Consider the following 26303-nt stretch of genomic DNA (forward strand, 5'->3'; position numbering starts at 1 on the left):
TTTCGCGGGTAAACCCACATTGGCCTAGGTGGGGATTTACCCGCGAAGCTGTTTGCACCAAATCATGATTGGCCAGCGTTCCAGCGCTGGAACAGGGGCTCGGCAAGAAACAGCACGAACAACAGCCGCATCATCTGTAACGCCGTCACCAATGGCACCGACAGTTGCAGAGTCTCCGCCGTCAGGCTCATCTCGGCGATGCCCCCGGGCATCATCCCCAGTGTCAGCGAACGCAGGTCCAGTTGCGTCATCACGCTCAAGGCCCAGGCCGCGCTGGCGGCAACCAGCATGCACAGGAAGGTCGCCAGCAAGGTGCGCCCCAGGAATGACGGCGCCCGGCGGAAGAATGCCCGGTTGAAATGGCAGGCCAGGCCGCTGCCGATCAGCCACTGGCCGATTTGGCTGGCACCATTGGGCAGGCCGATCTGCAGGTTGCCGGCCAGGCTCACACTGGCCGCGACCAGCAATGGCCCGAACAGCCAGGGGTTGGGCTGGCGCAGGCGCTGCCAGGCCAGGGCGACCAGTACGCCAAGCGGTGCGATCAACGCCAGCCAGCCCCAACTGACACTGCCCGAATGGCTCAGCGGTACGCCATCGCCGAGCAGGAACTTGAACAGCGCCGGTATGCACAGCACCACCGCCAGTACCCGCAGGCTCTGGGCTGCAGCTACCTGGCTGATCACCGCGCCATTGCGCGCACCGAGGTTGACCATCTCCCCCGCACCACCCGGCATGCTGGCGAAGAACGCTGTGGCGCGGTCTTCCCCGGTGCGCCGCAGCAGCCAAACGCTGATCACGCTGGAGCAGGTGGTGAACAAGGCACCGAACAGGATCAGGGCGAAATGGCTGGCAACCTGCTCGATTACCGCCGGGGTGAAGTGCAGGCCGATGCCGATACCGATGATCCATTGGCCGCATTTGCGGCCGTTGGGGATTTCCGTGAGCTGCCAGGGCGTCAGGCAGCGCACCAGGATGATCGCCAGCAGTGAGCCGACCATCCATGGCAGCGGCCAGCCGACCAAGCTTGCGAGCAACCCGCCCGCAAGGCCGACCAGCCCGGTCGCCCAGAACAGCGGCAACGACCGATCAGGCATCGGCCATCGCCCGGCGTTGCAGGCTGCGCTTGCGCCAGATGCGCAGCAGCGGCAGGGTCAGCATGCACAGGGTCAGCACCCAGACGCCCATGCTGATCGGGCTCGACCAGAGGATGCCCAGTTCGCCATTGGAGATCGACAGGGCGCGGCGCAGGTTCTGCTCCATCAGCCCTCCGAGGATGAAGCCCAGCAGGATCGGCGACAGCGGGAAGTCCAGCTTGCGCAGGATGTAGCCCATGATGCCGATGCCGACCATCAGGAACAGGTCGAAGGTGGTGGCATGCACGGCGTACACGCCGATCCCGGTGATGATGGCGATCACTGGCACCAGGGCCCAGTTCGGCACCGCGAGGATACGGGTGAAGATGCGGATCATCGGGATGTTGAGGATCACCAGCATGATGTTGGCGACGAACAGCGAGGCGATCAGGCCCCAGACGATATCCGGTTGCTGTTGGAACAGCAGTGGGCCGGGGGTGATGTTGTACAGGGTCAGCGCGCCGATCATCACGGCGGTGGTGCCCGAACCCGGGACGCCCAGGGTCAGCATCGGCACCAGGGCGCCACAGCAGGAAGCGCCGATGGCCGTTTCCGGAGCCGCCAGGCCGCGGGCATCGCCTTTGCCGAACTTGCCCTTGTCACCGGCGATGCGCTTCTCGGTCATGTACGCCACGGCACTGGCCAGGGTGGCACCGGCACCGGGCAGCACGCCCATGACAAAACCGAGCAGGCCGCAGCGCAGGTTCACAAGGAACACCGAGGCCGCTTCCTTGACGTTGAACAGCATACGCCCGGTGGCTTTGACCGCCTGGTGACCGTGGTGGGTCTTTTCCAGCAGCAGGAGGATTTCGCTGATGGAGAACAGGCCCAGCACCAGTACCACGAACTGGATGCCGTCGGCCAGGTGCACGCTGTCGCCGGTGAAGCGGTACACGCCGCTGTTGGCATCGATGCCGACGCTGGAGAGGAACAGGCCGATCAACGCGGCGATGAAGGTCTTCAGCGGTTTGTCGCCGGCCATGCCGCCCAGGGCGACGATGGCGAACACCATCAACACGAAGTATTCCGCGGGGCCGAAGGCGATTGCCCATTTCGCCAGCAGCGGCGCGAACAGCACCATGCCGCAGGTGGCGATCAAGGCGCCGATGAACGAACTCCACGCCGACAGCGACAGGGCAACGCCGGCCAGGCCCTGGCGGGCCATGGGGTAGCCGTCGAGGGTGGTCATCACGGTGGAGGCTTCGCCAGGGATGTTGAGCAGGATCGAGCTGATGCGCCCGCCGTACTCGCAGCCCAGGTAGACCGCGGCCAGCAGGATCAGCGCCGATTCCGGGGGCAGGCCCAGGGCGAAGGCGATGGGGATCAGCAGGGCCACGCCATTGATCGGGCCCAAGCCCGGCAGCAGGCCGACCACGGTGCCGATCAGGGTGCCGGTCAGGGCCGTGGCCAGGTTGTATGGGCTCAGGGCGACGCCGAAGCCCTGGCCCAGGTAGCTCAAGGTATCCATGTGTCAGTTCTCCAGTACGTCCAGCAGGCCGAGGGGCAGGGGCACATCCATCATGCGGTCGAACAGCCAGTACAGCAGCAGGCTCATGGCAGCGACCACGATTGCGCTGTGCAGCCAGCGCCCGCCATACAGCCTGGCCATGGGCACGCCGACCAGGATGGCGCTGAGGATGAAGCCCAGGGGCTCGAAGGTGCTGGCGAAGACCAGTAGCAGGCCGATGCAGGCGACGATCTTGACCAGGCTCTCGCGGTCGAGCTCCGGCTCGTCGTCCTTGCGCACGATCGGCGTTGGGCGAATGGCCAGGTAGAGCAAGGCCAGGCCCATCAGCCCGAGCATCAGCAGGGGGTAGGCACGGGGGCCTACCGGCTCATAGGAAAACGCGGCCTGGTAGGGCCAGGCCATTACGGCCAGGGCGGCGCATACCGCCAGCAGGGCCAGGGCGAAAACGCGTTGCAGGATCATGAAGAAATCCTCGTTGTCTGTCGGCAAGACGCGGCCCCTTGTGTAGGAGCGGCCTTGTGCCGCGAAAGGGCCGCGCAGCGGCCCCAAGTCCCGAGCGATACCGCGTCAATCGCCGGGGCTGCCATGCAGCCCTTTCGCGGCACAAGGCCGCTCCTACAGGGGGAGCGGCGCAAGGCAGGTCATTGGATCAGGCCGAATTCCCGGGCCAGCGCCTTGTAGTCGGCGACCTGTTTCTTCACGTAGGTGTCCAGCTCCTGGCCAGTCATGGCGAACGGGAAGAGCTCGCGCTGGTCGCGCAGCTTGGCGAAGTCCTCGGAGGCCAGCAGCTTGTCGAACGAGGCCTTCCACCAGGCGTAGTCCTCCTCGCTGACCTTCGGCCCCAGGTAGAAGCCGCGTACCACCGGCCAGACGATGTCGTAGCCCTGCTCCTTGGCGGTGGGGATGTCCTTCATTTCCGGCTCGTCCAGGCGGTTTTCGGCGAACACCGCGAGGATGCGCATGTCACCGCTCTGGATGTGCGGCATGGAGTCGGAGATGTCGGTGGAGCCCACCTGGATGTGCCCGCCCAGCAGCGCGGTGGCGATTTCGCCGCCGCCTTCCAGGGCTACATAGCGCAGGTCGCGCGGGTTGATGCCGGCGGCCTTGGCGATCAACGCGGTCTGCATCCAGTCCTGGCTGCCGACGGTGCCGCCGGAACCGATCACCACCTTACTCGGGTCTTTCTTCAGGGCGGCGACCAGGTCGTCGAGGGTCTTGAAGGGGGAATCGCTCTTGACTGCGATGGCGCCGTAGCTGGTGCCGACGGCGGCGAGCCATTTGACGGCGTTCTCGTCGAAGCGGCCGAACTTGCCCTGGGCCAGGTTCAGCAGCGAACCGCTGGACCAGGCCACCAGGGTGCCGGCGTCGGCCGGGCGCTGGGCGACCACGGCGTTGTAGGCCACCGCGCCGACACCGCCGGGCATGTAGGTCACGCGCATGGGCTTGGACAGGATCTTCTCGTTGACCAGGGCGCTTTGCACCAGTTTGCAGGTCAGGTCGAAACCGCCGCCGGGCGAGGCCGGGGCGATGCATTCAGGGCGTTTCGGTTCGGCGGCCAAAGCGTTGCCGGCCAGCAGCAGGCAGCCGGTTGCGAGGACGAGGCGGCGCAGTGAAAAGGTCATCGTCTTTCTCCGTGAGCGTTGTTGTTATTGGGTTACCACAGAGCCACGCTGTAGCTCACCAGCAGTCGCACTTCGTCGGCATCGCGGGCGAAGTTGGAGCGGAAGGTGGCATTGCGCAGGCGTACGGCGACGTCCTTCAACGGGCCGCTTTGTACCACGTACTTGAACTCGGTGTTGCGTTCCCACTCCTTGCCTTCGCTGCCGTCGGCGCGGCTGACATTGTCGCCGCTGATGTAGCGGGTCATGAAGGTCAGGCCGGGGATGCCCAGGGCGGCGAAGTTGTAGTCGTAGCGGGCCTGCCAGGAGCGCTCGTCGGCACCGGCGAAGTCGTTGATCTGGACGAAGTTGACCAGGTACGGGTCGGCCCCGTCGACATAGGGGAAGGCGCTGTCGCCGGACAGGTGCTGGTAGGCAGCGCTGAATTTGTGCCCGCCCAGGGCATAGCTGAGCATGCCGTTGACCGTGGTGTTGTCGATGTCGCCGGCCTTGGCCTGGCCTGCATCGTCGCTGACCGCCAGGCGCAGGTCGGCGCCGAAGGTGCCCGGGCCCCACGGCTGGGTCGCGACCATGCCGAGGAAGTGCTGGCGATAGATGTCGTCGAGCTGGGCGAAGTGGTAGCTGCCGGTGATGCGGTCGGTGAACTGGTAGTCCAGGCCCCCGGTGTCGAAATGATCGGCGCTGAAGGTACCGCCGAAGCGGCCGTTCTTGTTGTTGAGGGCCAGGTCTTCCCAGTTGGTGTCGTTGCGGTCCTTGGCCTTCTCCAGGCGCGCGCCGGTGAAGGTCAGGCCCTTGATCTCCTTGGAGGTGAGCAGGCCACCTTCGAAGGTCTGCGGCAGGATGCGCCCATCGTTGGGCTGCAGGGTCGGCAATTCGGGGATCAGCGTGCCGATCTTCAGTTCGGTCTTGGAGACCTTGACCTTGCCGGTCAGGCCGAGCTTGGAGTACTCGTCGGCGGCCTTGCCGTCGTCATGGGTGGGCAGCAGGCCGCTGTCGGTGCGGTCGGGGCTGGAGTCGAGCTTGATGCCCAGCATCCCCAGGGCGTCCAGGCCAAACCCGACGGTCCCTTCGGTGTAGCCGGACTCGAAGTTGAGCATGAAACCCTGGGCCCATTCGTCGCGCTTGGACTGCTGGCTGCTGGTGCCGTCGCGGAAGTCGCGATTGAAGTACATGTTACGGGTTTCGAAGGTGGCCGTGCTGTCTTCGAAGAAGGCGGCCTGGCTCATCGGGGCGACACCGGCGAGGGCGACGGCGCTGGCGATGATGGAAGGGCGTACGGACGGGGAACGGGTAGGCGCGAGGGCCTGAGGCTGCGTGGACAGCATCGTCGATGACTCCGTTTATTGTTCTTATCGGTGCACCTTGCTGGTGCTTTGTTCGGCGCGCGGGGCGACCGTGGTGCGATGCTAGGTAATGAACCTTTCGCTAACCTTTCAGCGTGAAAGGTTTGCCGCGAGGGCTTCACAGGCCCCCCGACGGCGGTACACTCCGCGGCAAAGCCCCACCCGAGCAGGGAGAATCCGATGCGTGTGTTGCTGGTCGAAGACCACCTGCAACTGGCCGAAAGCGTGGCCCAGGCCCTCAAGAGCCATGGCCTGACCGTGGACGTGCTGCACGATGGTGTGGCCGCCGACCTGGCCCTGGCCAGCGAGGACTATGCCGTGGCCGTGCTCGATGTCGGCCTGCCGCGCATGGACGGCTTCGAGGTGCTGGCGCGCCTGCGCGGTCGCGGCAAGACCTTGCCGGTGCTGATGCTTACCGCGCGTAGCGACGTCAAGGACCGGGTGCACGGCCTGAATCTGGGGGCCGACGATTACCTGGCCAAACCCTTCGAGCTGACCGAACTGGAGGCGCGGGTGAAGGCCCTGCTGCGGCGCAGTGTGCTGGGCGGCGAACGCCAGCAGCGCTGCGGCCCGCTGGTCTACGACCTCGATACCCGTCGTTTCACCCTGGAGGGCGATGCCCTGACCCTCACCCAGCGCGAGCAGAGCGTGCTCGAGGCGCTGATCGCCCGCCCGGGCCGGGTGATGAGCAAGGAGCAACTGGCCGCCCAAGTGTTCGGCCTGGACGAGGAGGCCAGCCCGGATGCCATCGAGATCTACATCCATCGCCTGCGCAAGAAGCTCGATGGTCACCCGGTCGCCATCGTCACCTTCCGCGGGCTTGGCTACCTGCTCGAGCACCGCGATGCGTGACAACGGCAGCCTGCGCGGGCGGCTACTGGGCAACCTGGCGCTGCTGCTGGTGGTGCTGATGCTGGCCAGCGGCCTGAGCGCCTACTGGAATGGCCGTGAGGCCGCCGACACCGCCTACGACCGTACCTTGCTGGCCTCGGCGCGGACCATCGCCGCCGGCCTTTCGCAGCGCGACGGTACCCTCAGCGCCGACGTGCCCTACGTGGCCCTGGACACCTTCGCCTACGACAGTGCCGGGCGCATCTACTACCAGGTACTGGATATCCACGGCCAGCTCATCTCCGGTTATGAAAACCTGCCGCCGCCACCGCCCGGTACCCCGCGCACCGACGACTACCCGGCCCTGGCGCGGTTCTACAACGCCACCTACCTGGGCCAGGACGTGCGGGTGGTCAGCCTGCTCAAGGCGGTCAGCGAGCCGAACATGAATGGCATGGCCGAGATTCGCGTGGCCGAGACCGAGGAAGCGCGGGTACGCATGGCCCGCGGGTTGATGGCCGATACCCTGCTGCGCCTGGGCATGCTGGCCCTCGGCGCGCTGGTGATGGTGTGGTTCGCGGTCAGCGCCGCACTGCGCCCATTGGAGCGCCTGCGCACTGCGGTCGAGGAACGCCAGCCCGATGATCTGAGGGCTCTGCCGGTGGTGCAGGTGCAGCGGGAATTGGGCCCGTTGGTGCGCGCCCTGAACCATTTCACCGAACGCCTCAGGGGCCAGTTCGAGCGCCAGGCGCAGTTCATCGCCGAGGCGGCCCATGAGCTGCGCACGCCATTGGCGGCGCTCAAGGCACGGGTCGAGCTGGGGCTGCGCTCCCAGGAGCCGGAGCAGTGGCGCCAGACCTTGGAGGCCGCTGCCCAGGGGACCGACCGCCTGACCCACCTGGCCAACCAATTGCTCTCCCTGGCACGGGTGGAAAACGGTGCCCGTGCCATTGCCGAAGGCGGCGCCCAGCGCCTGGACCTGAGCCAGCTGGCCCGTGAGCTGGGCATGGCCATGGCACCGCTGGCCCATGGCCGGGGTGTGGCCTTGGCCCTGGAGGCCGAAGCGCCGGTGTGGCTCAAGGGCGAGCCGACCTTGCTCAACGAGTTGCTCAGTAACCTCGTGGACAACGCCCTGGCCCATACGCCGAAGGGCGGCAACGTGATCTTGCGGGTGCTGGCGCCGGCCGTGCTCGAAGTGGAAGACGATGGGCCGGGCATTCCCCTGGAGGAGCGCGAACGGGTATTCGAGCGCTTCTACCGACGCAGTGCCCAGGGCACCGGTCTGGGGCTGGCGATCGTCGGCGAGATCTGCCGTGCACACTTGGCACAGATCAGCCTGCACGACGGCGAAAATGGTGGGTTGCGGGTGCGGGTGAGTTTTATCGCCGACTGACGTGGTCGGTGTCGGCGCTTCCACCTCAACCTGTCCTGCGCTGGTTTTTTCTGTAGGAGCGGGCTTGTCCCGCGATCAAGGGCGAAGCCCTTGCCAGGCGGCAGCATTGGCAGGTCCGGCTTAGTCGCGGGGCAAGCCCGCTCCTGCAGAGGAGGGTGCCAGAGCTTGCTAGCGCAACATGTTCCGCGCATCGAGCAGGTCGGCGACATCCAGTTCCATGCCGTGGGGCAGGCCCAGGTGCTGGTAGGCAGGCAGGGCAGCCAATGGCCGGCTGCGATTGCGATGGCTGAGTAGGCGCGCGATCTGCACGATATCGATGTAGTCGATCTTGTCGGTGCGCCGGTCCAGGTCCTGCACCTGGCTGGGCAGCTTGACCAGCTGTTCGGGAAATTCCCAGGCACCGAGGATCTTGTCGCCCAGCACCGGGTGAATCTGCTCGATCACATAGTGCAGGCACACCGGGTCCGAAAGCAGCTCGTTATGTTCCTCGGCGTAGATCAGCACCGGCAGCGCACCGATCTGGTGGACCAACCCACCCAAGGTCGCCTGGTCCGGCTTGAGCTGGGTGTAGCGACGGCACAGCTCATAGCTGATGCCGGCAACATCCAGGCTGTTGGCCCATATGTCGCGCAATTTATGCTCTACCGACGGTGAGCGGGCGTGGAAGATCTGCTCGATCACCAGGCCGATCGCCAGGTTGCAGCTGTAGTTGATGCCCAGGCGGGTGATGGCGGTGTGCAAGTCGGTGACTTCCACCGAGGCACGCAGCAACGGGCTGTTGACCACTTTGATCAGGCGCGCCGAAAGGGCGGCATCGCGGCCGATCACCCGGCTCAGGGCGGCGACGCTGATCTCGCTGTCCTCGGCGGCCTCGCGGATGCTCAAGGCAACTTCCGGGAGGGTCGGCAGGACCAGGTCGTCCTTTTCGATGGCTGCGAGCAAATGTGCTTGAACCATCTCGGCCAGCTTGTTCATGTAGCTTCTCTAACGCAGTGGTGCAGCCCCGCCCAAGTGACGGGGCAGGCTGGTCAGCGCAGGATTTCCCGGTCGCGGTCCAGTTCGTAGGGCAGGCTGAGCAGTTCCAGCCGTGGGCCTTCGAGGCTGCCCAAGTGCAGATTGTCGTCTTCCACCGCCTCGGCGCTGAGCACCGCCAGCAGCTCGCAGCCCTGGCCGGTGCTGGCGGCGATCACCACTTCCCCCACCGAAGAGCCATGGGTGGGCGAGAAGATCTCGGCGCCCGGTGCGGGCACGCTGTCCTGGGCCAGCGCCAGGCGGTACTGGCGACGCTTGAGCTTGCCCAGGTACTGCATGCGCGCGACGATCTCCTGGCCGGTGTAGCAGCCTTTCTTGAAGCTCACGCCGTCGACGGCCTGCAGGTTGATCATCTGCGGGATGAACAGCTCGCGGGTCGGGCCCATGACTTGGCCGATGCCTGCGCGGACCTGGCCGAGCAGCCAGTCGTTGAGGGGCGCTTCGGCCAGGTGCGTGGCGAGTACCTGGCGCACGGTGGGGGCTTGCGCGGCGGGGGCCCAGAGTTCCACGCGGCCGCTGCTGACGGCGATGGCGATCAGGCCGTCATGGCGTACCGTGGCCCCGGCCTCGGCAGGTATGGCCAGGCCCAATGCCTGGAGCGCGGCATCGCCCCGTTCCAGGCCAAAACGCGCCCAGGCAGCGCTTTCGTCGGCCAGGGTGGCCTTGGAGAACACGGCATACTTCTTGAGGTCGGCCAACTGCGGGTCGAGCAGTTCGCTGGCCATGGCCAGCAGATAGCCGTTTCCTTCCGGAAGGATGCGGAAGCTCGACTGCATGCGGCCCTTGACCATGCAGCGTGCACCGAGGCTGGCATGTTCCAGGCTGAGGTAGTTGATGTTGCAGGTCAGCTGGCCTTGCAGGAACTTGCCGGCGTCGGAGCCGCGGACGGCGAGGATGCCCTCGTGGGACAGGGGACAGAAGAAAGCGGAATCGGCCATGGGTCATCGCGGTTGCTTGAGACTGGCGGCCATCATAGAACGCTGGTAACAAAATAGGTAGGTGACTAGACCAACGCCTTGTGCCGCCGCGAATGCCCCGCTGTATACTGGCCGCCCATTCGAGGAGGGCCCCATGGTCGAACAAACTGAACTCAACCGGCTTTTCTGGCACAGCCGCCGCGGCATGCTGGAGCTGGACGTACTGCTGGTGCCATTCACCCAGGAGGTCTACCCCACCCTGAGCGAAGAGGACCGCGAGCTGTACCGTCGCCTGCTGACCTGCGAAGACCAGGACATGTTCGGCTGGTTCATGGAGCGCACCGAGTCCGACGACCCCGAGCTGCAACGCATGGTTCGCATCATCCTGGACCGTGTCCAGCCCAAGTGAGCATTTCGAATGCCGTTGGCGAGGCTCACGCCTGCTGCTGACGGCCTACCTGGCCTGCCAGGTGCTGGCGTGCTCGGCCCTGGCCTCGAGCGCGCTGCCCTGGTGGCTCGGCCTTTCCGTCGCCGTTGCCTGCCTTGCCCATGCCTGTTGGGTGATTCCCCGCCATATCCTGTTGACCCACCCTGAGGCCATTACCGGTTTGCGTCGTGACCCGGCGGGCTGGCGCTTGTTCAGCCGTGCCCATGGGTGGCAGCCGGTACGGCTGTATCGTGATAGCGTGGCGTTGCCCGGTTTGGTGGTGTTGCGTTTCGCAAGGCCGGGGCGCTGGCTTGGCCAGAGCCAGTGCGTGCTCCACGACGCCCTGGATGCCGACCAGCATCGGCGCTTGCGGCTGCGGCTGAAGTTCAGTCGCAGGCGGTGGGATGCGATCTCGAACCAATAGGCCAAGAGCGTGTCGCCTGTTTCGCAGGTTTACCCGCGAAAAAGGCGACTTCGATATCAGGCCGGGCTGAGGATAGTGTCCCTGGCCTCGGGCAGCATCCCCGGGTAATCCAGGGTGTAATGCAGCCCTCGGCTTTCCTTGCGTTGCATCGCCGAGCGGATCATCAGCTCCGCCACCTGGGCCAGGTTGCGCAGCTCGATCAGGTCGCGGCTGACCTTGTAGTTGCTGTAGAACTCGTCGATCTCGTCCAGCAGCAGACGTACGCGGTGTTCGGCGCGTTGCAGGCGTTTGCTGGTGCGCACGATACCTACGTAGTCCCACATGAAGCGCCGCAGTTCGTCCCAGTTGTGCGCGATGATCACGTCCTCGTCCGAGTCGGTGACCTGGCTGGCATCCCAGCAGGGCAGGGCGGTGGGCATGCCCACTTGGGCAAGGTGCGCCTCGATGTCGGCAGCGGCTGCACGGCCGTAGACGAAGCACTCCAGCAGCGAATTGCTGGCCATGCGGTTGGCACCGTGCAGGCCGGTGAAGCTGGTTTCGCCGATGGCATACAGGCCTGGCACGTCGGTGTGCCCGCGGTCGTCGACCATGACCCCGCCACAGGTGTAGTGAGCCGCCGGCACCACCGGGATCGGCTGGCGAGTGATGTCGATGCCGAACGCCAGGCAGCGCTCGTAGACGGTGGGGAAATGGCTCTTGATGAAGTCGGCCGGCTTGTGACTGATGTCCAGGTACACGCAGTCCACGCCCAGGCGCTTCATCTCATGGTCGATGGCCCGGGCCACGATATCGCGCGGTGCCAGCTCTTCGCGCGGGTCGAAGCGTGGCATGAAGCGCTCGCCGTTGGGCAGACGCAGCAAGGCGCCTTCGCCGCGCAAGGCCTCGGTGATCAGGAAACTCTTGGCCTGGGGGTGGTACAGGCAGGTGGGGTGGAACTGGTTGAACTCCAGGTTGGCCACCCGGCACCCGGCGCGCCAGGCCATGGCGATGCCATCGCCGCAGGCACCGTCGGGGTTGCTGGTATAGAGGTAGACCTTGGCCGCGCCGCCAGTGGCCAGCACAGTGAAACGTGCACCGAAGGTATCGACTTCGCCGGTGTTGCGGTCCAGCACGTAGGCGCCCAGGCAGCGGTCGCCCGGCAGGCCCAGGCGCCGCTCGGTGATCAGGTCGACCGCCACCCGCTGCTCCAGCAGCTCGATGTTCGGGCGTTGCCGGGCCTGGGCCAGCAATGCGGTGAAGATGGCCGCGCCCGTGGCATCGGCAGCATGGATGATGCGCCGGTGGCTGTGCCCGCCCTCGCGGGTGAGGTGGAATTCGAAGCCGCCGTCATCGACGCTGTAGTGCTCGTCACGGGTAAACGGCACGCCTTGCTCGATCAGCCATTCGATGGCTTCGCGGCTATGCTCGACGGTGAAACGCACGGCATCCTCATGACACAGGCCGCCGCCGGCATTGAGCGTGTCCTCGACATGGGACTGTACGGTATCGGTGTCATCCAGCACTGCGGCGACGCCGCCCTGGGCCCAAAAGGTCGAACCGTTGGCCAGGTCGCCTTTGCTCAGCACGGCGATGCGCAGGTGGCTGGGGAGGTTCAGTGCCAGGCTCAGGCCAGCGGCACCGCTGCCGATCACCAGGACATCATGTTGGAATTGTTGGCTCATGTCTTGACACTAGTAATCTTGAGAGGGGGAGCGGCACAATAGTCATGCACAGATGGCATTGTGAAACTATCGTTGATCCTGTCCGGCTGCCTTTATAGCAGCCACAGGTGCCTGATTTCCAATGGCATCTGCGCCGTCGAGGCGATCTTTATGGGAACTTTCCGATACCGGCGGAAATCCTAAGAAGGCTGCCCGTACGCCACTGAATGCCGCGGCGACGCATGGCGGCAGCTCTATCCGGGCTGACACGTGCGTATTCGAGACCTGATTATCGACGCAGCCGGCCATGTCCGTGCTGCGTCTTTCGTGCGAGCCGACCAAGGGCCGCAGGAAACTTGCTTGGAGGGGAGAACTTTTGCGCAAACGCCGAGTCTATGGTTGCAAGCCTGAACGATGGCTGTTGCAACGCTCCTTCGAGACCACTGAGGAGTGTTCATGCTAACCCAGGAAGAGGATCAGCAGCTGGTCGAGCGCGTGCAGCGCGGCGACAGGCGAGCGTTCGATCTGTTGGTGCTGAAGTATCAGCACAAGATTCTCGGGTTGATCGTGCGGTTCGTACACGACACCCACGAGGCCCAGGATGTCGCGCAGGAGGCTTTTATCAAGGCCTACCGGGCGCTGGGAAATTTTCGCGGTGACAGTGCGTTCTATACCTGGCTGTACCGCATCGCCATCAATACGGCGAAGAACTATCTGGTATCCCGTGGAAGACGGCCGCCAGACAGCGATGTGAGCTCCGAGGATGCGGAGTTTTACGACGGCGATCATGGTCTCAAGGATCTCGAGTCCCCAGAGCGCGCGTTGTTGCGGGATGAAATCGAAGGCACTGTCCATCGCACCATCCAGCAGCTGCCCGAGGACCTGCGCACGGCATTGACCCTACGTGAGTTCGACGGACTGAGTTACGAAGACATTGCCAGTGTCATGCAATGTCCGGTGGGTACCGTGCGCTCTCGAATCTTCCGCGCTCGGGAGGCCATAGACAAAGCCCTGCAACCGTTGTTGCAGGAAACCTGAGACAGCGGCGACAGCCAAGAGAGGAACCGCCATGAGTCGTGAAGCTTTGCAGGAATCGCTGTCCGCGGTGATGGATAACGAAGCGGACGAACTGGAACTGCGTCGGGTGTTGAACGCCGTCGACGATCCTGAAACCCGTGCCACCTGGTCGCGCTACCAGGTTGCCCGTGCAGCCATGCACAACGAGCTGGTGCTGCCGAAGCTCGATATCGCCTCGGCGGTATCCGCCGCGCTGGCCGACGAAGCCGTGCCTGCCAAGGTCAAGCAAGGCCCATGGCGCAGCATCGGCCGCCTGGCTGTCGCAGCCTCGGTGACCGTTGCCGTACTGGCTGGCGTGCGCCTGTACAACCAGGACGAGATCACCGGTGCCGAGCTCGCTTCCCAGCAGCCAGCCCAACAAGGCCTGAGCGTGCCACAAAGCAAAGGCCCAGCTGTTTTGGCAGGCTATAGTGAAAGCAGTGAGCAACCGACCGGGCCGATGGCCAACGGCGTGCTGCAGAACCAGGCCGGCTGGGATCAGCGTCTGCCAGGCTACCTGCGCCAGCATGCCCAGGAATCCGCGCTCAAGGGCACCGAAACCGCTCTGCCCTACGCACGCGCCGCCAGCCTGGAAAACCGTTAAGTAAGGAGGATCATGCGCGCGCTACCTCTCCTGTCGCTGCTGCTCGGCAGCTGCATGACGGTGCCGGCATTGGCGGCCAACTCCTCGCCCGAGGCGAGCGAGTGGTTGAACAAGCTGGCACGGGCCGAGCAAGAGCAGAGTTACCAGGGTTCCTTCGTCTACGAGCGTAATGGCAGCTTCTCCTCCCACGATATCTGGCACCGCGTCCAGGACGGCAAGGTCAGCGAGCGTCTGTTGCAGCTCGATGGCGCGGCCCAGGAGATCGTGCGCGTCGACGGCAAGGTGCAATGCGTCAGTGGGGCCCTGGCCAGTGGTGTCGGCACGCCACCGGACTCCGCACCGCGTGTACTCGATCCCCTGAAATTGATGAGCTGGTACGACTTGAGCGTGGCAGGCAAGTCGCGGGTCGCCGGTCGCGACGCCGTGATCGTCACGCTCAACCCACGGGACCAGCACCGCTACGCCTTCGAATTGCACCTGGACCGACGCACCGGCTTGCCCCTGCGCTCGCTGATGCTCAACGACAAGAGCCAGTTGCTCGAACGCTTCCAGATGACCCGTCTGGACACCGATGACCTGCCCACCGACGATGACCTCAAGGCCAGCGCCGCATGCAAGCCGGTCGAGCGTGTCGCCTCGGCCAGCACTGAAACCGTCGCCGGCTGGCGTTCGGACTGGCTGCCGCCGGGCTTCGAACTGATCAACAGTTCGGTGCGCCGCGATCCCAAGCGCGACAGCCTGGTCAGCAGCCTGATGTACGATGATGGCCTGGCACGCTTCTCGGTGTTCCTGGAGCCTGTCAACGATGATGTCGGCCCTGACACGCGCGCGCAGCTGGGGCCAACGGTGGCGGTTTCGCGCCACCTCAATACGCCCAAGGGCAAGGTCATGGTCACCGTGGTCGGGGAGATTCCCCTGGGGACCGCCGAGCGTGTCGCCTTGTCCATGCGCCCCCAGGATGCCCAGGCGCGCCAATGATGGCGCGCTTTCCTACAACACGTAGGTCATGCGGCTGACATGAAATTAAAGCATTGTCATTTGCAATCCTTCCGTAAATTTTTTATAGGTCAGGCTTCTCGGGGTCTGGCCTTTCTTGCTTGTGCAAGGGCCTCACTTTGTTAACTACGCTCGTTGTGACGGGAGCCGTATGTCGATACCACGCTTGAAATCCTATCTTTCGATGTTCGCCGCCGTGCTGATGCTCGGCCAGGTGCTCACCGCCCAGGCCGAGGAAGCCCTGCCGGACTTCACCACCCTGGTCGAACAGGCCTCGCCGGCCGTGGTGAACATCAGTACCAAGCAGAAGCTGCCGGACCGCCGTGTCGCTGCCGGGCAGATGCCGGACCTCGAAGGCCTGCCGCCGATGTTCCGCGAATTCTTCGAGCGCAACATGCCGCAGATGCCGCGTTCGCCCCGTGGCGATCGCCAACGTGAAGCGCAGTCGCTCGGCTCGGGCTTCATCATCTCCAGCGACGGCTATGTGCTGACCAATAACCATGTGGTGGCCGACGCCGACGAGATCATCGTGCGCCTGTCCGACCGCAGCGAACTGCAGGCCAAGCTGGTCGGCACCGACCCGCGCACCGACGTGGCCCTGCTCAAGGTCGAGGGCAAGAACCTGCCGACCGTCAAGCTGGGGGACTCCGAGAAGCTCAAGGTCGGTGAGTGGGTGCTGGCCATCGGCTCGCCGTTCGGCTTCGACCACTCGGTGACCAAGGGTATCGTCAGCGCCAAGGGCCGGACCCTGCCCAACGACACCTACGTGCCGTTCATCCAGACCGACGTGGCGATCAACCCGGGCAACTCCGGTGGCCCGCTGTTCAACATGAAGGGCGAAGTGGTGGGGATCAACTCGCAGATCTTCACCCGCTCCGGCGGCTTCATGGGCCTGTCGTTCGCCATCCCGATCGACGTGGCACTGGACGTCTCCAACCAGTTGAAGAAAGACGGCAAGGTCAGCCGTGGCTGGCTGGGTGTGGTGATCCAGGAGGTCAACAAGGACCTGGCCGAATCCTTCGGCCTGGACAAGCCTGCCGGCGCCCTGGTGGCCCAGGTGCTCGAAGACGGCCCGGCGGCCAAGGGCGGCCTGCAGGTGGGTGACGTGATCCTGAGCATGAATGGCCAACCGATCATCATGTCGGCCGACCTGCCGCATCTGGTAGGCAGCCTCAAGGATGGCGACAAGGCGCGCCTGGAGATCATCCGCAACGGCAAGCGCCAGAACCTGGACATCACCATCGGCGCACTGCCGGAGGATGATGCCGACATCGGTACCGGCGGCCAGAGTGGCGCCGAGCGCAGCAGCAACCGCCTGGGTGTCTCCGTGACCGACCTGACCGCCGAGCAGAAGAAATCGCTCGAGCTCAAGGGCGGCGTGGTGATCAAGGAGATCCAGGATGGCCCGGCAGCGCTGATCGGCCTACGCCCAGGTGACGTCATCAGCCACCTGAACAACCAGGCGATCACCTCGGCCAAGCAGTTCACCGAAATCGCCAAGGACCTGCCGAAGAACCGCTCGGTGTCCATGCGCGTGCTGCGTCAAGGCCGCGCGAGCTTCATCACCTTCAAGCTGGCGGAATAGGGCTGAAGGTGATGTAGGAAAGGGCAGCTTCGGCTGCCCTTTTTCATGAAGAATTTCATGAAATATGCCGCCGGTCACGGGGCAATCAGTGGGAGCGGGCTCGTCCCGCGATTGGCTCGGCCCTGCTATCGTGCCCGTACGGCGAGGGCTGCGCTCTTGATCGCGGGGCAGGGTAGGTCGACGCTGCGCCTGCTTCCATAGGGTAAGCGCCCCCTGCCATGGCGCTTGATCAGGAATCTCCCATATCCCCGCGGCTTGAGGTACAATTCCCGGCTATTTTTCGGCGGGCGTCCGGCTCGCAGCCTTTTCGAGTGTTGACCCGTGAGTGATTTGAGTCATATCCGCAATTTCTCCATCATCGCCCACATCGACCATGGCAAGTCGACGCTGGCCGACCGTTTCATCCAGATGTGCGGTGGCCTGACTGCGCGCGAAATGGAAGCGCAGGTCCTCGATTCCATGGACCTCGAGCGCGAGCGCGGTATCACCATCAAGGCCCACAGCGTCACGCTGCACTACAAGGCCCAGGACGGCAAGATCTACCAGCTGAACTTCATCGATACCCCCGGTCACGTCGACTTCACCTATGAAGTCAGCCGTTCCCTGGCGGCCTGCGAGGGCGCGCTGCTGGTGGTGGACGCCGGCCAGGGTGTCGAAGCCCAGTCCGTGGCCAACTGCTACACCGCCATCGAGCAGGGCCTGGAGGTCATGCCGGTGCTGAACAAGATGGACCTGCCCCAGGCCGACCCGGACCGCGTCAAGGACGAGATCGAGAAGATCATCGGCATCGACGCCACCGACGCCGTGGCCTGCAGTGCCAAGAGCGGCATGGGCGTGGACGAGGTGCTCGAGCGCCTGGTACAGACCATCCCGGCCCCCGAGGGCGAGATCGATGCCCCCCTGCAGGCGCTGATCATCGATTCCTGGTTCGACAACTACCTAGGTGTCGTCTCCCTGGTGCGTGTACGCCACGGCCGGGTCAAGAAAGGCGACAAGATCCTGGTCAAGTCCACCGGCAAGGTCCACCTGGTCGACAGCGTCGGTGTCTTCACCCCCAAGCACACCCAGACCGCTGACCTCAAGGCCGGTGAAGTGGGCTTCATCATCGCCAGCATCAAGGACATCCATGGTGCCCCGGTCGGTGACACCCTGACCCTGTCCTCGACCCCCGAGGTCGAAGTGCTGCCCGGCTTCAAGAAGATCCAGCCGCAGGTATACGCCGGCCTGTTCCCGGTCAGCTCCGACGATTTCGAGGATTTCCGCGACGCATTGTCGAAGCTCACCCTGAACGACTCCTCGCTGCAATACCTGCCGGAAAGCTCCGACGCCCTGGGCTTCGGCTTCCGTTGTGGTTTCCTCGGCATGCTGCACATGGAGATCATCCAGGAGCGCCTGGAGCGCGAATACGACCTGGACCTGATCACCACCGCGCCGAGCGTGATCTACGAGCTGGTGCTCAAGACCGGCGAGACCATCTACGTCGACAACCCGTCCAAGCTGCCGGACGTCTCTGCCGTGCAGGATTTCCGCGAGCCGATCGTCACCGCCACCATCCTCGTGCCCCAGGAGCACCTGGGCAACGTCATCACCCTGTGCATCGAGAAGCGTGGCGTGCAGCGCGACATGCAGTTCCTCGGCAGCCAGGTGCAGGTGCGCTACGACCTGCCGATGAACGAAGTGGTGCTGGACTTCTTCGACAAGCTGAAGTCGACCAGCCGTGGCTACGCATCGCTGGACTATCATTTCGATCGCTACCAGTCGGCCAACCTGGTCAAGCTGGACGTGTTGATCAACGGCGACAAGGTCGATGCCCTGGCGCTGATCGTTCACCGCGACAACGCCCACTACAAGGGCCGTGCGCTGACTGAAAAGATGAAGGAACTGATCCCTCGACAGATGTTCGACGTGGCGATCCAGGCAGCCATCGGCGGCCAGATCGTGGCGCGTACCACCGTCAAGGCACTCAGAAAGAACGTACTGGCTAAATGCTATGGCGGTGACGTCAGCCGTAAGAAGAAGCTGCTGGAGAAGCAGAAGGCCGGTAAGAAACGCATGAAACAGGTCGGCAACGTGGAGATCCCACAGGAAGCCTTCCTCGCCGTGCTCAGGTTGGATAGCTAGGTCCTATGTCGCTAAATTTCCCGCTGTTGCTCGTCATCGCCGTTGCCGTCTGCGGCCTGTTGGGTCTGATCGACCTGCTGTTCCTGGCCCCGCGCCGGCGAGCGGCGGTCGCCAACTACCAGGGCAGCGTCAGCCAGCCCGAGATGGCCGTGCTCGAGCGCCTGAACAAGGAGCCGTTGCTGGTCGAGTACGGCAAGTCGTTCTTCCCGGTGCTGTTCATCGTGCTGGTGCTGCGCTCGTTCCTGGTCGAGCCGTTCCAGATCCCTTCGGGGTCGATGAAGCCCACCCTGGAAGTGGGCGACTTCATCCTGGTGAACAAGTTCTCCTATGGCATTCGCCTGCCGGTGATCGACAAGAAGGTCATCGAGATCGGTGACCCGCAGCGGGGCGACGTGATGGTGTTCCGCTACCCCAGCGACCCGAACGTCAACTACATCAAGCGCGTGGTCGGCCTGCCGGGCGACCAGGTTCGCTACACCAGCGACAAGCGCCTGTATGTCAATGGCCAGCCGGTAGCCGAGCAACTGGTCGGCGCCGAGCCGGGTACCCTGGGCAGCGCCAAGCTGTACAAGGAGAAGCTGGGCGAGGCCGAGCACCTGATCCGCAAGGAGATGAGCCGCTACCGCATGCCGCCGGACCAGCAATGGACCGTGCCCGCCGGCCATTACTTCATGATGGGCGACAACCGCGACAACTCCAACGACAGCCGTTACTGGGACGACCCGAACATTCCGAAGGAACTGCACGGCATGGTTCCGGATCGGAACATCGTCGGCAAGGCCTTCGCGGTCTGGATGAGCTGGCCGGAGCCCAAGCTCAGCCACTTCCCCAACCTGTCGCGGGTCGGCCTGATCCATTGATACCCAACGGCGCTGTCTGGCAGACAGCGCCGAATGCATTTCTGACATAGGCTGTGTTCTCAGGGATCGAGAGATTCTGCCGCCCACAAGGTGGTGGACCACAGCCAAACAGTCTTTCAGGATGTTGATTTGAACAACGCGTTGAACAACCCACGGGTGGCCCCATGAGTGCTTCCCTTGCCCGCCTGGAGCGCAAGCTCGGCTATACCTTCAAGAACCAGGACCAGATGCTGCTGGCCCTGACCCATCGCAGCTATGCCGGGCGCAATAACGAACGCCTGGAGTTTCTGGGCGATGCCATCCTCAACTTCGTGGTCGGCGAAGCGCTGTTCGAGCGTTTCCCCCAGGCCCGGGAAGGCCAGCTGTCGCGATTGCGCGCACGCCTGGTCAAGGGCGAGACCCTGGCCCGCCTGGCCCGTGGCTTCGACCTGGGCGAGTACCTGCGCCTGGGCTCGGGTGAGCTCAAGAGCGGCGGCTTTCGCCGTGAGTCGATCCTGGCCGATGCCCTGGAGGCATTGATCGGTGCGATCTACCTGGACGCCGATATGGCGGCAGCGCGTGAGCGCATCCTGGCCTGGCTGGCCGGTGAGTTCGACGGCCTGACCCTGGTCGACACCAACAAGGACCCCAAGACCCGCCTGCAGGAGTTCCTGCAGTCGCGTGCCTGCGAACTGCCACGCTACGAAGTGGTGGACATCCAGGGCGAACCGCATTGCCGCACCTTCTTCGTCGAATGCGAGGTGGTGCTGCTGAACAACAAGAGCCGTGGCCAGGGCGTGAGCCGGCGTATCGCCGAGCAGGTCGCCGCCGCCGCCGCATTGATCGCCCTGGGCGTGGAGAATGGCAATGACTGATAGCAACCCGACCCGCTGCGGCTACGTGGCCATCGTCGGCCGCCCCAACGTGGGCAAATCGACCCTGCTCAACCACATCCTCGGCCAGAAGCTGGCGATCACCTCGCGCAAGCCGCAGACCACCCGTCACAACATGCTCGGGATCAAGACCGAGGGTGACGTGCAGGCGATCTACGTCGACACCCCCGGCATGCACAAGGCCAACGACAAGGCCCTGAACCGCTACATGAACCGCAACGCCTCGGCGGCCCTGAAGGACGTCGACGTGGTCATCTTCGTGGTCGACCGTACCCGCTGGACCGACGAGGACCAGCTGGTGCTCGAGCGGGTCCAGTACGTCACCGGCCCGGTGATCCTGGCGGTCAACAAGACCGACCGCATGGAAGAAAAGGCCGAGCTGATCCCGCACCTGCAGTGGCTGCAGCAGCAACTGCCGAATGCCGAGATCGTGCCGATCTCCGCCCAACAGGGGCACAACCTCGAGGCCCTCGAGGCGTTGATCGCCAAGCACCTGCCGGAGAACGAGCACTTCTTCCCAGAAGACCAGATCACCGACCGCAGCAGCCGCTTCCTGGCCGCCGAACTGGTTCGCGAGAAGATCATGCGCCAGCTCGGGGCGGAGCTGCCATACCAGATCACCGTGGAAATCGAAGAGTTCAAGCAGCAGGGCCATGTGCTGCACATCCACGCGTTGATCCTGGTCGAGCGTGACGGGCAGAAGAAGATCATCATTGGCGACAAGGGCGAGCGTATCAAGCGCATCGGTTCCGAGGCGCGCAAGGACATGGAGCTGCTGTTCGACGCCAAGGTCATGCTCAACCTCTGGGTCAAGGTCAAGGGCGGCTGGTCCGACGACGAGCGCGCCTTGCGCTCGCTGGGCTACGGCGACCTGTAACTCCACAGGCCGGCCACGCCCCTTGTAGGAGCGGCCTTGTGCCGCGAAAGGGCCGCAGAGCGGCCCCAATTCGTCATGCTGCGCTTGAACATGGGGCCGCTTCGCAGCCCTTTTCGCGGCACAAGGCCGCTCCTACAGGGGCATGTGCCGAACCCGGGGCGAGTGATTTCCATGGAACAACCTGTCGGCCAGCCGGCCTACGTGCTGCACAGCCGTGCCTACAAGGAAACCAGTGCGCTGGTGGACTTCTTCACGCCGCAGGGGCGCGTGCGGGCGGTGCTGCGCCGTGCCCGGGGCAAGGGTGGCAGCCTGGTACGCCCGTTCGTGGAGTTGGAGGTGGAGCTGCGCGGACGCGGTGAGCTGAAGAACGTCGGCCGCCTCGACAGCATCGGCATTGCCGGCTGGTTGCATGGCGATGCCCTGTTCAGCGGGCTCTACCTCAACGAGCTGCTGATGCGCCTGCTGCCGGCAGAGGCACCGCACCCAGGCTTGTTCGAACACTACACCCTGACGCTCCAGGCCCTGGCCGCCGGGCGTGCGCTGGAACCGCTGCTGCGGGCCTTCGAATGGCGCCTGCTGGACGAACTGGGGTACGCCTTCGCCCTGGACCACGACATCAACGACGACCCGATCGAAAGCACCGGGCTGTACCGCTTGCAGGTGGATGCGGGCCTGGAGCGGGTGTACCTGGCACAGCCTGGGTTGTTCACCGGCGCCGAGTTGCTGGCAATGAGTCAGGCCGACTGGGCGGCGCCTGGTGCCTTGCTGGCGGCCAAGCGCCTCATGCGCCAGGCCCTGGCGGTGCACCTGGGCCCCAAGCCCCTGGTGAGTCGCGAACTGTTTCGCAAGCGCTGAGCACATCGTATGCTGTGGGGCTCACACTTCAGGAGAGCCCTTTCGTGACTCACAGCAACCGCATGCTTCTCGGCGTCAACATCGACCACGTGGCGACCCTGCGCCAAGCCCGGGGCACCCGTTACCCGGACCCGGTCAAGGCCGCGCTGGATGCCGAGGAGGCGGGCGCCGATGGCATCACCGTGCATCTGCGTGAAGACCGCCGGCACATCCAGGAGCGCGATGTGCTGTTGCTCAAGGACGTGCTGCAGACGCGCATGAACTTCGAAATGGGCGTCACCGAAGAGATGATGGCCTTCGCCGAGAAAATCCGCCCGGCGCACATTTGCCTGGTGCCGGAAACCCGCCAGGAGCTCACCACCGAAGGCGGCCTGGATGTCGCCGGCCAGGAGGCGCGGATCAAGGCTGCCGTAGAGCGCCTGGCACGTACGGGGGCCGAGGTTTCCCTGTTCATCGACCCGGACGAGCGCCAGATCGAGGCCTCGCGTCGCGTCGGCGCACCTGCGGTCGAACTGCACACCGGCCGTTACGCCGATGCCCAGACGCCGACCGAAGTAGCCGACGAGCTGCAGCGCATCGTCGATGGCGTGGCCTTTGGCGTGGGGCAGGGCCTGATCGTCAATGCCGGCCACGGCCTTCACTACCACAACGTCGAAGCGGTGGCGGCGATCAAGGGCATCAACGAACTGAACATCGGCCATGCGCTGGTGGCCCATGCCCTGTTCGTCGGCTTCAAGGCGGCGGTGGCGGAGATGAAGGCGCTGATCGTGGCGGCTTCCCGCTGATTTTTCGCACGGCCTGATCGCGGGACAAGCCCGCTCCCACAGGTATGGTGGTGTCTCTGAAAACACCGCAGGACAGGTAGGAGCCAACTGTCTTTCACTTCCACCCGACCAATGCACGTATCAGCGGTAGGCAGACACCAGTCTGCCTACCCGATGTGCCTTCAGACAGGCTGATCACGCCATGGCGTTCCATCACGCACCATGGCATTGAGCCTCACCAGCAGCACGCGCATGCATGCCACCAGCGCTACTTTTGCTGGCTTACCGCTCGCGCGCAGCCGGGCCCATCGCGCTTTAAAATCTGGATTCACGCGTGCCATCACCAAGGTGCACATGTAGGCCGCACGACGCAGTTTCGCCCGGCCGCCGTAGACATGGCGCTTTCCGTTTTTGGTCCCACTGTCGTTGTTGTAGGGCGCCACACCCGCCAGGGCAGCTACTTGCGCACGGTTCAGATCACCCAGTTCCGGCAGATAGCAGAACAGACTGGCAATGGTGACGTTGCCCACACCCTTGATCTCGCTCAAGCGTTCGAATAGGTCTGCATCGACACGGCGACTCTGCTCAGCGATCTGTTCATCGCATGCCTTGATCAAGACGCGTAATGTCGATTCGAGCGTTTTATAGTGCTCCAGCACAACAGGCAGCGAGGCCTGCTTGATGCGGCGACGATTGTCATCGCGTTGCTGGACCAGCTATCGCGCTGATTGACCAGTTCGGTCAGGTGCTCGCGAGCCTCGTCAGGTACAACGAAATGCTTGTCCTCCAAGGCGGAGGCAAATAAGGCTAGCATCCGTGCATCGATAGGGTCAGTCTTGGCTCGCTTGCCCATGGCTAGGGCGAATTGACGTGCCCGGGCAGGATTGATTCGCTGCACTTTCAAACCGGCCTTGGCCAGCAACCGGATCGACAGCTTTTCGTAACCGCCGGTAGCTTCGACCAGCACACGCTCGACCGCATGGGCTTTGAAATGTTGGGCGATAACTTCGAGCCCTGCAGCATCATTGGTCACGCAAAGCTCGGAGGCCTCGGGATACAGGGCCACTTGCAAGGTATTTTTGGAAACATCGATTCCGGCATAGGCAGACATGAGTAAAGCCTCTAGTCTTGAAGATGAGAGGTCGCTCTGGCCTGGCTCACGCTTGTTGTTCGAGGTCGGACTCAGTCAACTGTTCGAGCTTGAGCCAGAGCGAGAAGAGTGGACGGCAGCTCGGCTCCTACCCGTGCTCATGGCACCGCGAGCTAGCAGCTTGCCGTCCACCCCTCTCACCTAACACCTTACCTCTTGCGAAGACACAAGCGGGCTTGTCCCGCGATAGGCCGGCACGGCAAACGCTATTCTGCGCGAAATACCAACGCGAACCGTGTTGGCCCCTGGCTCTGGCTGCTGACCTCGACCCGCCCGCCATGCAACTGCATGATTGACTTCACGATCGCCAGCCCCAGGCCTGTTCCGCCCTCCTGCCGGGAGCGCCCACTCCCTGCCCGATAGAAACGTTCGAACAGGTGCGGCAGGTGTGCCTGGGCAATGCCCGGCCCCTGGTTTTCCACCGCCAGCCTCACTTCGTCGCCTCGACGCTCGATCGCTACCTCCACCACCTCGTTCTCCGGGCTGTGTCGGATGGCATTGCTCAGCAGGTTGGACAGTGCCCGCTGGAACATCAGCCGGTCCCCAAGTGCCGTGCCCCAGCCTCGCAAGCGCAGTTCGACCCCCTTGAGCTCGGCACTGAAGGCGAACAGTTCGACGACTCGCCCGGCTTCCTCGGCCAGCGCCAGCGGCACTTGGGAGAGCTGGGCCTGCGGCTGGCTGGCCTGGGCGAGGAAGAGCATGTCGTTGATGATGCGGTTGAGCCGGGTCAGTTCTTCGACGTTTTCCTCCAGGGCCTCCCGGTAACGGGGGCCGTCGCGCTCGCGGGCCAGGGTGACCTGGGCCTTGCCCATCAGGTTGCTGATGGGGGTACGCAATTCGTGGGCCAGGTCATCGGAAAACTGGGACAGCTGGCTGACACCCTGGTCCAAGCGGTCGAGCATGACATTGATGGCCCTGGCCAGCTCGGCCAGTTCATGGGGCAGGTCGCTGTCGGGCAGACGATGCTCCAGCTCCTGGGCCGACACCCGGCCGGCGACGCGGCGGAAATGGCGCAACGGGCGCAGGCCGCGTTGAACCAGCTTCCAGGCACTGAAGCCGATCAGCAGCAGCAGCAGCGGCAAGGCGAGCAGGGTCGAGTGCAGGTAGGCCTGGAGCAGGGCGCTGTCATCGGCGCGGTTGAGCGACATCATCACCCGCACGGGCGTGTCGTCGCGCAGGCGCATCAGTCGGGTGGCGGTGAGGAACTGGTTGCCGGCGCTGTCGGCCCAGGCATGGAAGGTCAGTCGTGACTCGACTGGCAGCTGGCTCGCCTGGGCCGCCAAGGCTGGGCCCAGGCTCAGCAGCAAGGGGTGGCGACCGTTCAGGGCCAGCACGCTCAGGCTCAGGTTGTCATGGCCCATGACCAGGTCGAGCAAGGGATGGGCACGCCGGCCCAGGTCTTCGTTGCGCAGGTCCACGCGCAGGTTGTGCTCGACCTGCAGCATCTTGCGCGTCAAGTCCTTGCGTGCTCGGCTGTCGAGTTCGTGGTCCAGGGCGAATACGGCCAGGCAAGCCAGCAGCAACACCAGCGCCGCGCCCATGAGGGTCACCGACAGGCCCAGGCGCAGGGACAGGCTTGCCTGCTTCACGGGCGAGCCTCGAGCACATAGCCGACACCGCGAAGGGTGTGGATCAGCTTGTCTTCGAACGGGTCGTCGATCTTCGCCCGCAGGCGGCGGATCGACACTTCCACGACGTTGGTGTCGCAGTCGAAGTTCATGTCCCAGACCAGCGAGATGATCTGTGTGCGCGACAGGACTTCGCCGCTCTGGCGCATCAACAGGTGCAACAGGGCGAATTCCTTGGCGGTGAGGTCGATGCGCCGGCCGGCACGGAAGGCGCGGTGGCGGCCTGGGTCCAGCTCCAGGTCGGCAACACGCAGGGTGCTCGGTTGCAGGTGTTGGTCGTTGCGCCGCAACAGGGTGCGGATACGTGCCAGCAGTTCGGGAAACTCGAACGGTTTGAGCAAGTAGTCGTCGGCGCCCAGGTCCAGCCCCCGAACCCGATCGGCCAGGCGACCGTGAGCCGTGAGCATCATGATGCGCGTGGACGACTCTGCCCGCAGGCGTTGCAGCACGCTCCAGCCGTCGAGTTCCGGCAGGTTGACGTCGAGGATCACCAGGTCGTAGGGCTGCTGTCGGGCCAGGTGCAGGCCATCGATCCCGGTGTGGGCGCAGTCGACCACGTAGCCGTTCTCGCGCAGGCCTTGTTGCAGGTAATCGGCGGTACGCAGCTCGTCTTCGATGATCAGTAGGCGCATGGGCAGGGCTCGTGTGGTGAAAGGCGGCGATTCTCGACCCTGTAGCAGGATCAGGGTCAAGGGCAGGGATGTTACG

The 26303-nt window shown here is 64.3% G+C and carries 26 protein-coding genes; 14 read left to right on the plus strand and 12 right to left on the minus strand.

The window, feature by feature from the left end; translation table 11 throughout:
* Positions 1-62: 62 nt before the first annotated feature.
* The 5 genes from K8374_RS04770 to K8374_RS04790 form a co-directional block, all read right to left on the minus strand.
* Positions 63-1094, minus strand: a complete 1032-nt coding sequence (locus tag K8374_RS04770) for an AbrB family transcriptional regulator (RefSeq protein WP_224458119.1) — start codon at positions 1092-1094, stop codon at positions 63-65.
* A complete protein-coding gene (locus K8374_RS04775; RefSeq protein ID WP_224458120.1) occupies positions 1087-2601 on the minus strand; it encodes a tripartite tricarboxylate transporter permease in 1515 nt (504 codons plus the stop codon). Before K8374_RS04775 ends, K8374_RS04770 begins: the two co-directional genes overlap by 8 nt.
* A 3-nt stretch (positions 2602-2604) precedes the next feature.
* Positions 2605-3063, minus strand: coding sequence for a tripartite tricarboxylate transporter TctB family protein (locus tag K8374_RS04780; RefSeq protein WP_224458121.1), 459 nt, complete (start codon positions 3061-3063; stop codon positions 2605-2607).
* Between the two features lie 179 nt (positions 3064-3242).
* A complete protein-coding gene (locus tag K8374_RS04785; protein ID WP_224458122.1) occupies positions 3243-4223 on the minus strand; it encodes a Bug family tripartite tricarboxylate transporter substrate binding protein in 981 nt (326 codons plus the stop codon).
* A gap of 32 nt (positions 4224-4255) precedes the next feature.
* Positions 4256-5545, minus strand: a complete 1290-nt coding sequence (locus K8374_RS04790; RefSeq protein ID WP_224458123.1) for an OprD family porin — start codon at positions 5543-5545, stop codon at positions 4256-4258.
* 198 nt (positions 5546-5743) lie between these two features.
* Between K8374_RS04790 and K8374_RS04795 the strand changes: the two genes are divergently transcribed.
* On the plus strand, positions 5744-6415 hold the full coding sequence (locus K8374_RS04795; RefSeq protein ID WP_224458124.1) for a response regulator: 672 nt from the start codon (positions 5744-5746) through the stop codon (positions 6413-6415).
* Positions 6408-7787, plus strand: a complete 1380-nt coding sequence (locus K8374_RS04800; RefSeq protein WP_224458125.1) for a sensor histidine kinase — start codon at positions 6408-6410, stop codon at positions 7785-7787. The genes K8374_RS04795 and K8374_RS04800 overlap by 8 nt, the downstream gene beginning before the upstream one ends.
* Before the next feature lie 168 nt (positions 7788-7955).
* On the opposite strand, the gene K8374_RS04805 is transcribed toward K8374_RS04800, so the two are convergent.
* Positions 7956-8762: an HDOD domain-containing protein gene (locus K8374_RS04805; protein WP_224458126.1), complete on the minus strand. Its 807-nt coding sequence runs from the start codon at positions 8760-8762 to the stop codon at positions 7956-7958.
* 53 nt (positions 8763-8815) lie between these two features.
* Entirely contained in the window at positions 8816-9757 is a 942-nt protein-coding gene (locus K8374_RS04810) for a YgfZ/GcvT domain-containing protein (RefSeq protein ID WP_224458127.1), read from the minus strand.
* A gap of 133 nt (positions 9758-9890) precedes the next feature.
* Between K8374_RS04810 and K8374_RS04815 the strand changes: the two genes are divergently transcribed.
* Together K8374_RS04815 and K8374_RS04820 are read left to right on the plus strand one after the other, a co-directional pair.
* Positions 9891-10145, plus strand: a complete 255-nt coding sequence (locus tag K8374_RS04815) for a succinate dehydrogenase assembly factor 2 (protein ID WP_224458128.1) — start codon at positions 9891-9893, stop codon at positions 10143-10145.
* Positions 10129-10587, plus strand: a complete 459-nt coding sequence (locus tag K8374_RS04820) for a protein YgfX (protein ID WP_224458129.1) — start codon at positions 10129-10131, stop codon at positions 10585-10587. The genes K8374_RS04815 and K8374_RS04820 overlap by 17 nt, the downstream gene beginning before the upstream one ends.
* Positions 10588-10643: 56 nt before the next feature.
* Here K8374_RS04820 and nadB read toward each other — a convergent pair whose 3' ends face one another.
* A complete protein-coding gene (gene nadB, locus K8374_RS04825) occupies positions 10644-12248 on the minus strand; it encodes an L-aspartate oxidase (RefSeq protein ID WP_084855934.1) in 1605 nt (534 codons plus the stop codon).
* Positions 12249-12683: 435 nt separating this feature from the next.
* Between nadB and rpoE the strand changes: the two genes are divergently transcribed.
* The 10 genes from rpoE to pdxJ all read left to right on the plus strand — a co-directional run bounded on the left by rpoE (position 12684) and on the right by pdxJ (position 22838).
* A complete protein-coding gene (gene rpoE, locus K8374_RS04830) occupies positions 12684-13265 on the plus strand; it encodes an RNA polymerase sigma factor RpoE (RefSeq protein WP_010220971.1) in 582 nt (193 codons plus the stop codon).
* 31 nt (positions 13266-13296) lie between these two features.
* Positions 13297-13887, plus strand: coding sequence for a sigma-E factor negative regulatory protein (locus K8374_RS04835; RefSeq protein WP_084855936.1), 591 nt, complete (start codon positions 13297-13299; stop codon positions 13885-13887).
* Positions 13888-13899: 12 nt separating this feature from the next.
* Positions 13900-14865: a MucB/RseB C-terminal domain-containing protein gene (locus K8374_RS04840; protein ID WP_224458130.1), complete on the plus strand. Its 966-nt coding sequence runs from the start codon at positions 13900-13902 to the stop codon at positions 14863-14865.
* A gap of 202 nt (positions 14866-15067) precedes the next feature.
* Positions 15068-16468, plus strand: a complete 1401-nt coding sequence (locus K8374_RS04845; protein ID WP_411969629.1) for a DegQ family serine endoprotease — start codon at positions 15068-15070, stop codon at positions 16466-16468.
* 321 nt (positions 16469-16789) lie between these two features.
* Entirely contained in the window at positions 16790-18589 is a 1800-nt protein-coding gene (gene lepA, locus K8374_RS04850; RefSeq protein WP_196144276.1) for a translation elongation factor 4, read from the plus strand.
* Between the two features lie 5 nt (positions 18590-18594).
* Positions 18595-19449 (plus strand): signal peptidase I, encoded by an 855-nt coding sequence (gene lepB, locus K8374_RS04855; protein WP_224458131.1) that lies wholly within the window; start codon positions 18595-18597, stop codon positions 19447-19449.
* 164 nt (positions 19450-19613) lie between these two features.
* The gene (gene rnc, locus K8374_RS04860) at positions 19614-20303 is read left to right on the plus strand and encodes a ribonuclease III (protein ID WP_084855946.1); all 690 of its coding nucleotides are present in this window, start codon (positions 19614-19616) and stop codon (positions 20301-20303) included.
* A complete protein-coding gene (gene era / locus K8374_RS04865; RefSeq protein ID WP_084855948.1) occupies positions 20296-21198 on the plus strand; it encodes a GTPase Era in 903 nt (300 codons plus the stop codon). The genes rnc and era overlap by 8 nt, the downstream gene beginning before the upstream one ends.
* A gap of 171 nt (positions 21199-21369) precedes the next feature.
* Complete coding sequence (gene recO / locus K8374_RS04870; protein ID WP_224458132.1) at positions 21370-22053, plus strand: DNA repair protein RecO; 684 nt, start codon at positions 21370-21372, stop codon at positions 22051-22053.
* A gap of 62 nt (positions 22054-22115) precedes the next feature.
* Positions 22116-22838: a pyridoxine 5'-phosphate synthase gene (pdxJ, locus tag K8374_RS04875; protein ID WP_411969630.1), complete on the plus strand. Its 723-nt coding sequence runs from the start codon at positions 22116-22118 to the stop codon at positions 22836-22838.
* A 161-nt stretch (positions 22839-22999) separates the two neighbouring features.
* On the opposite strand, the gene K8374_RS26295 is transcribed toward pdxJ, so the two are convergent.
* From K8374_RS26295 to K8374_RS04890, 4 genes are all read right to left on the minus strand, one after another.
* A complete protein-coding gene (locus tag K8374_RS26295; protein ID WP_318010859.1) occupies positions 23000-23434 on the minus strand; it encodes a transposase in 435 nt (144 codons plus the stop codon).
* Positions 23431-23928, minus strand: a complete 498-nt coding sequence (locus K8374_RS26300) for an IS110 family transposase (protein WP_318010858.1) — start codon at positions 23926-23928, stop codon at positions 23431-23433. The genes K8374_RS26295 and K8374_RS26300 overlap by 4 nt, the downstream gene beginning before the upstream one ends.
* A 245-nt stretch (positions 23929-24173) precedes the next feature.
* Positions 24174-25556 carry a heavy metal sensor histidine kinase gene (locus tag K8374_RS04885; protein ID WP_224458134.1) on the minus strand — a complete coding sequence of 461 codons (1383 nt, stop codon included), beginning with the start codon at positions 25554-25556 and terminating at the stop codon, positions 24174-24176.
* Positions 25553-26227 (minus strand): heavy metal response regulator transcription factor, encoded by a 675-nt coding sequence (locus K8374_RS04890; RefSeq protein WP_084855955.1) that lies wholly within the window; start codon positions 26225-26227, stop codon positions 25553-25555. The genes K8374_RS04885 and K8374_RS04890 overlap by 4 nt, the downstream gene beginning before the upstream one ends.
* Between the last annotated feature and the right edge of the window lie 76 nt (positions 26228-26303).

Source organism: Pseudomonas sp. p1(2021b) (assembly GCF_020151015.1).
Classification (GTDB): domain Bacteria; phylum Pseudomonadota; class Gammaproteobacteria; order Pseudomonadales; family Pseudomonadaceae; genus Aquipseudomonas; species Aquipseudomonas putida_K.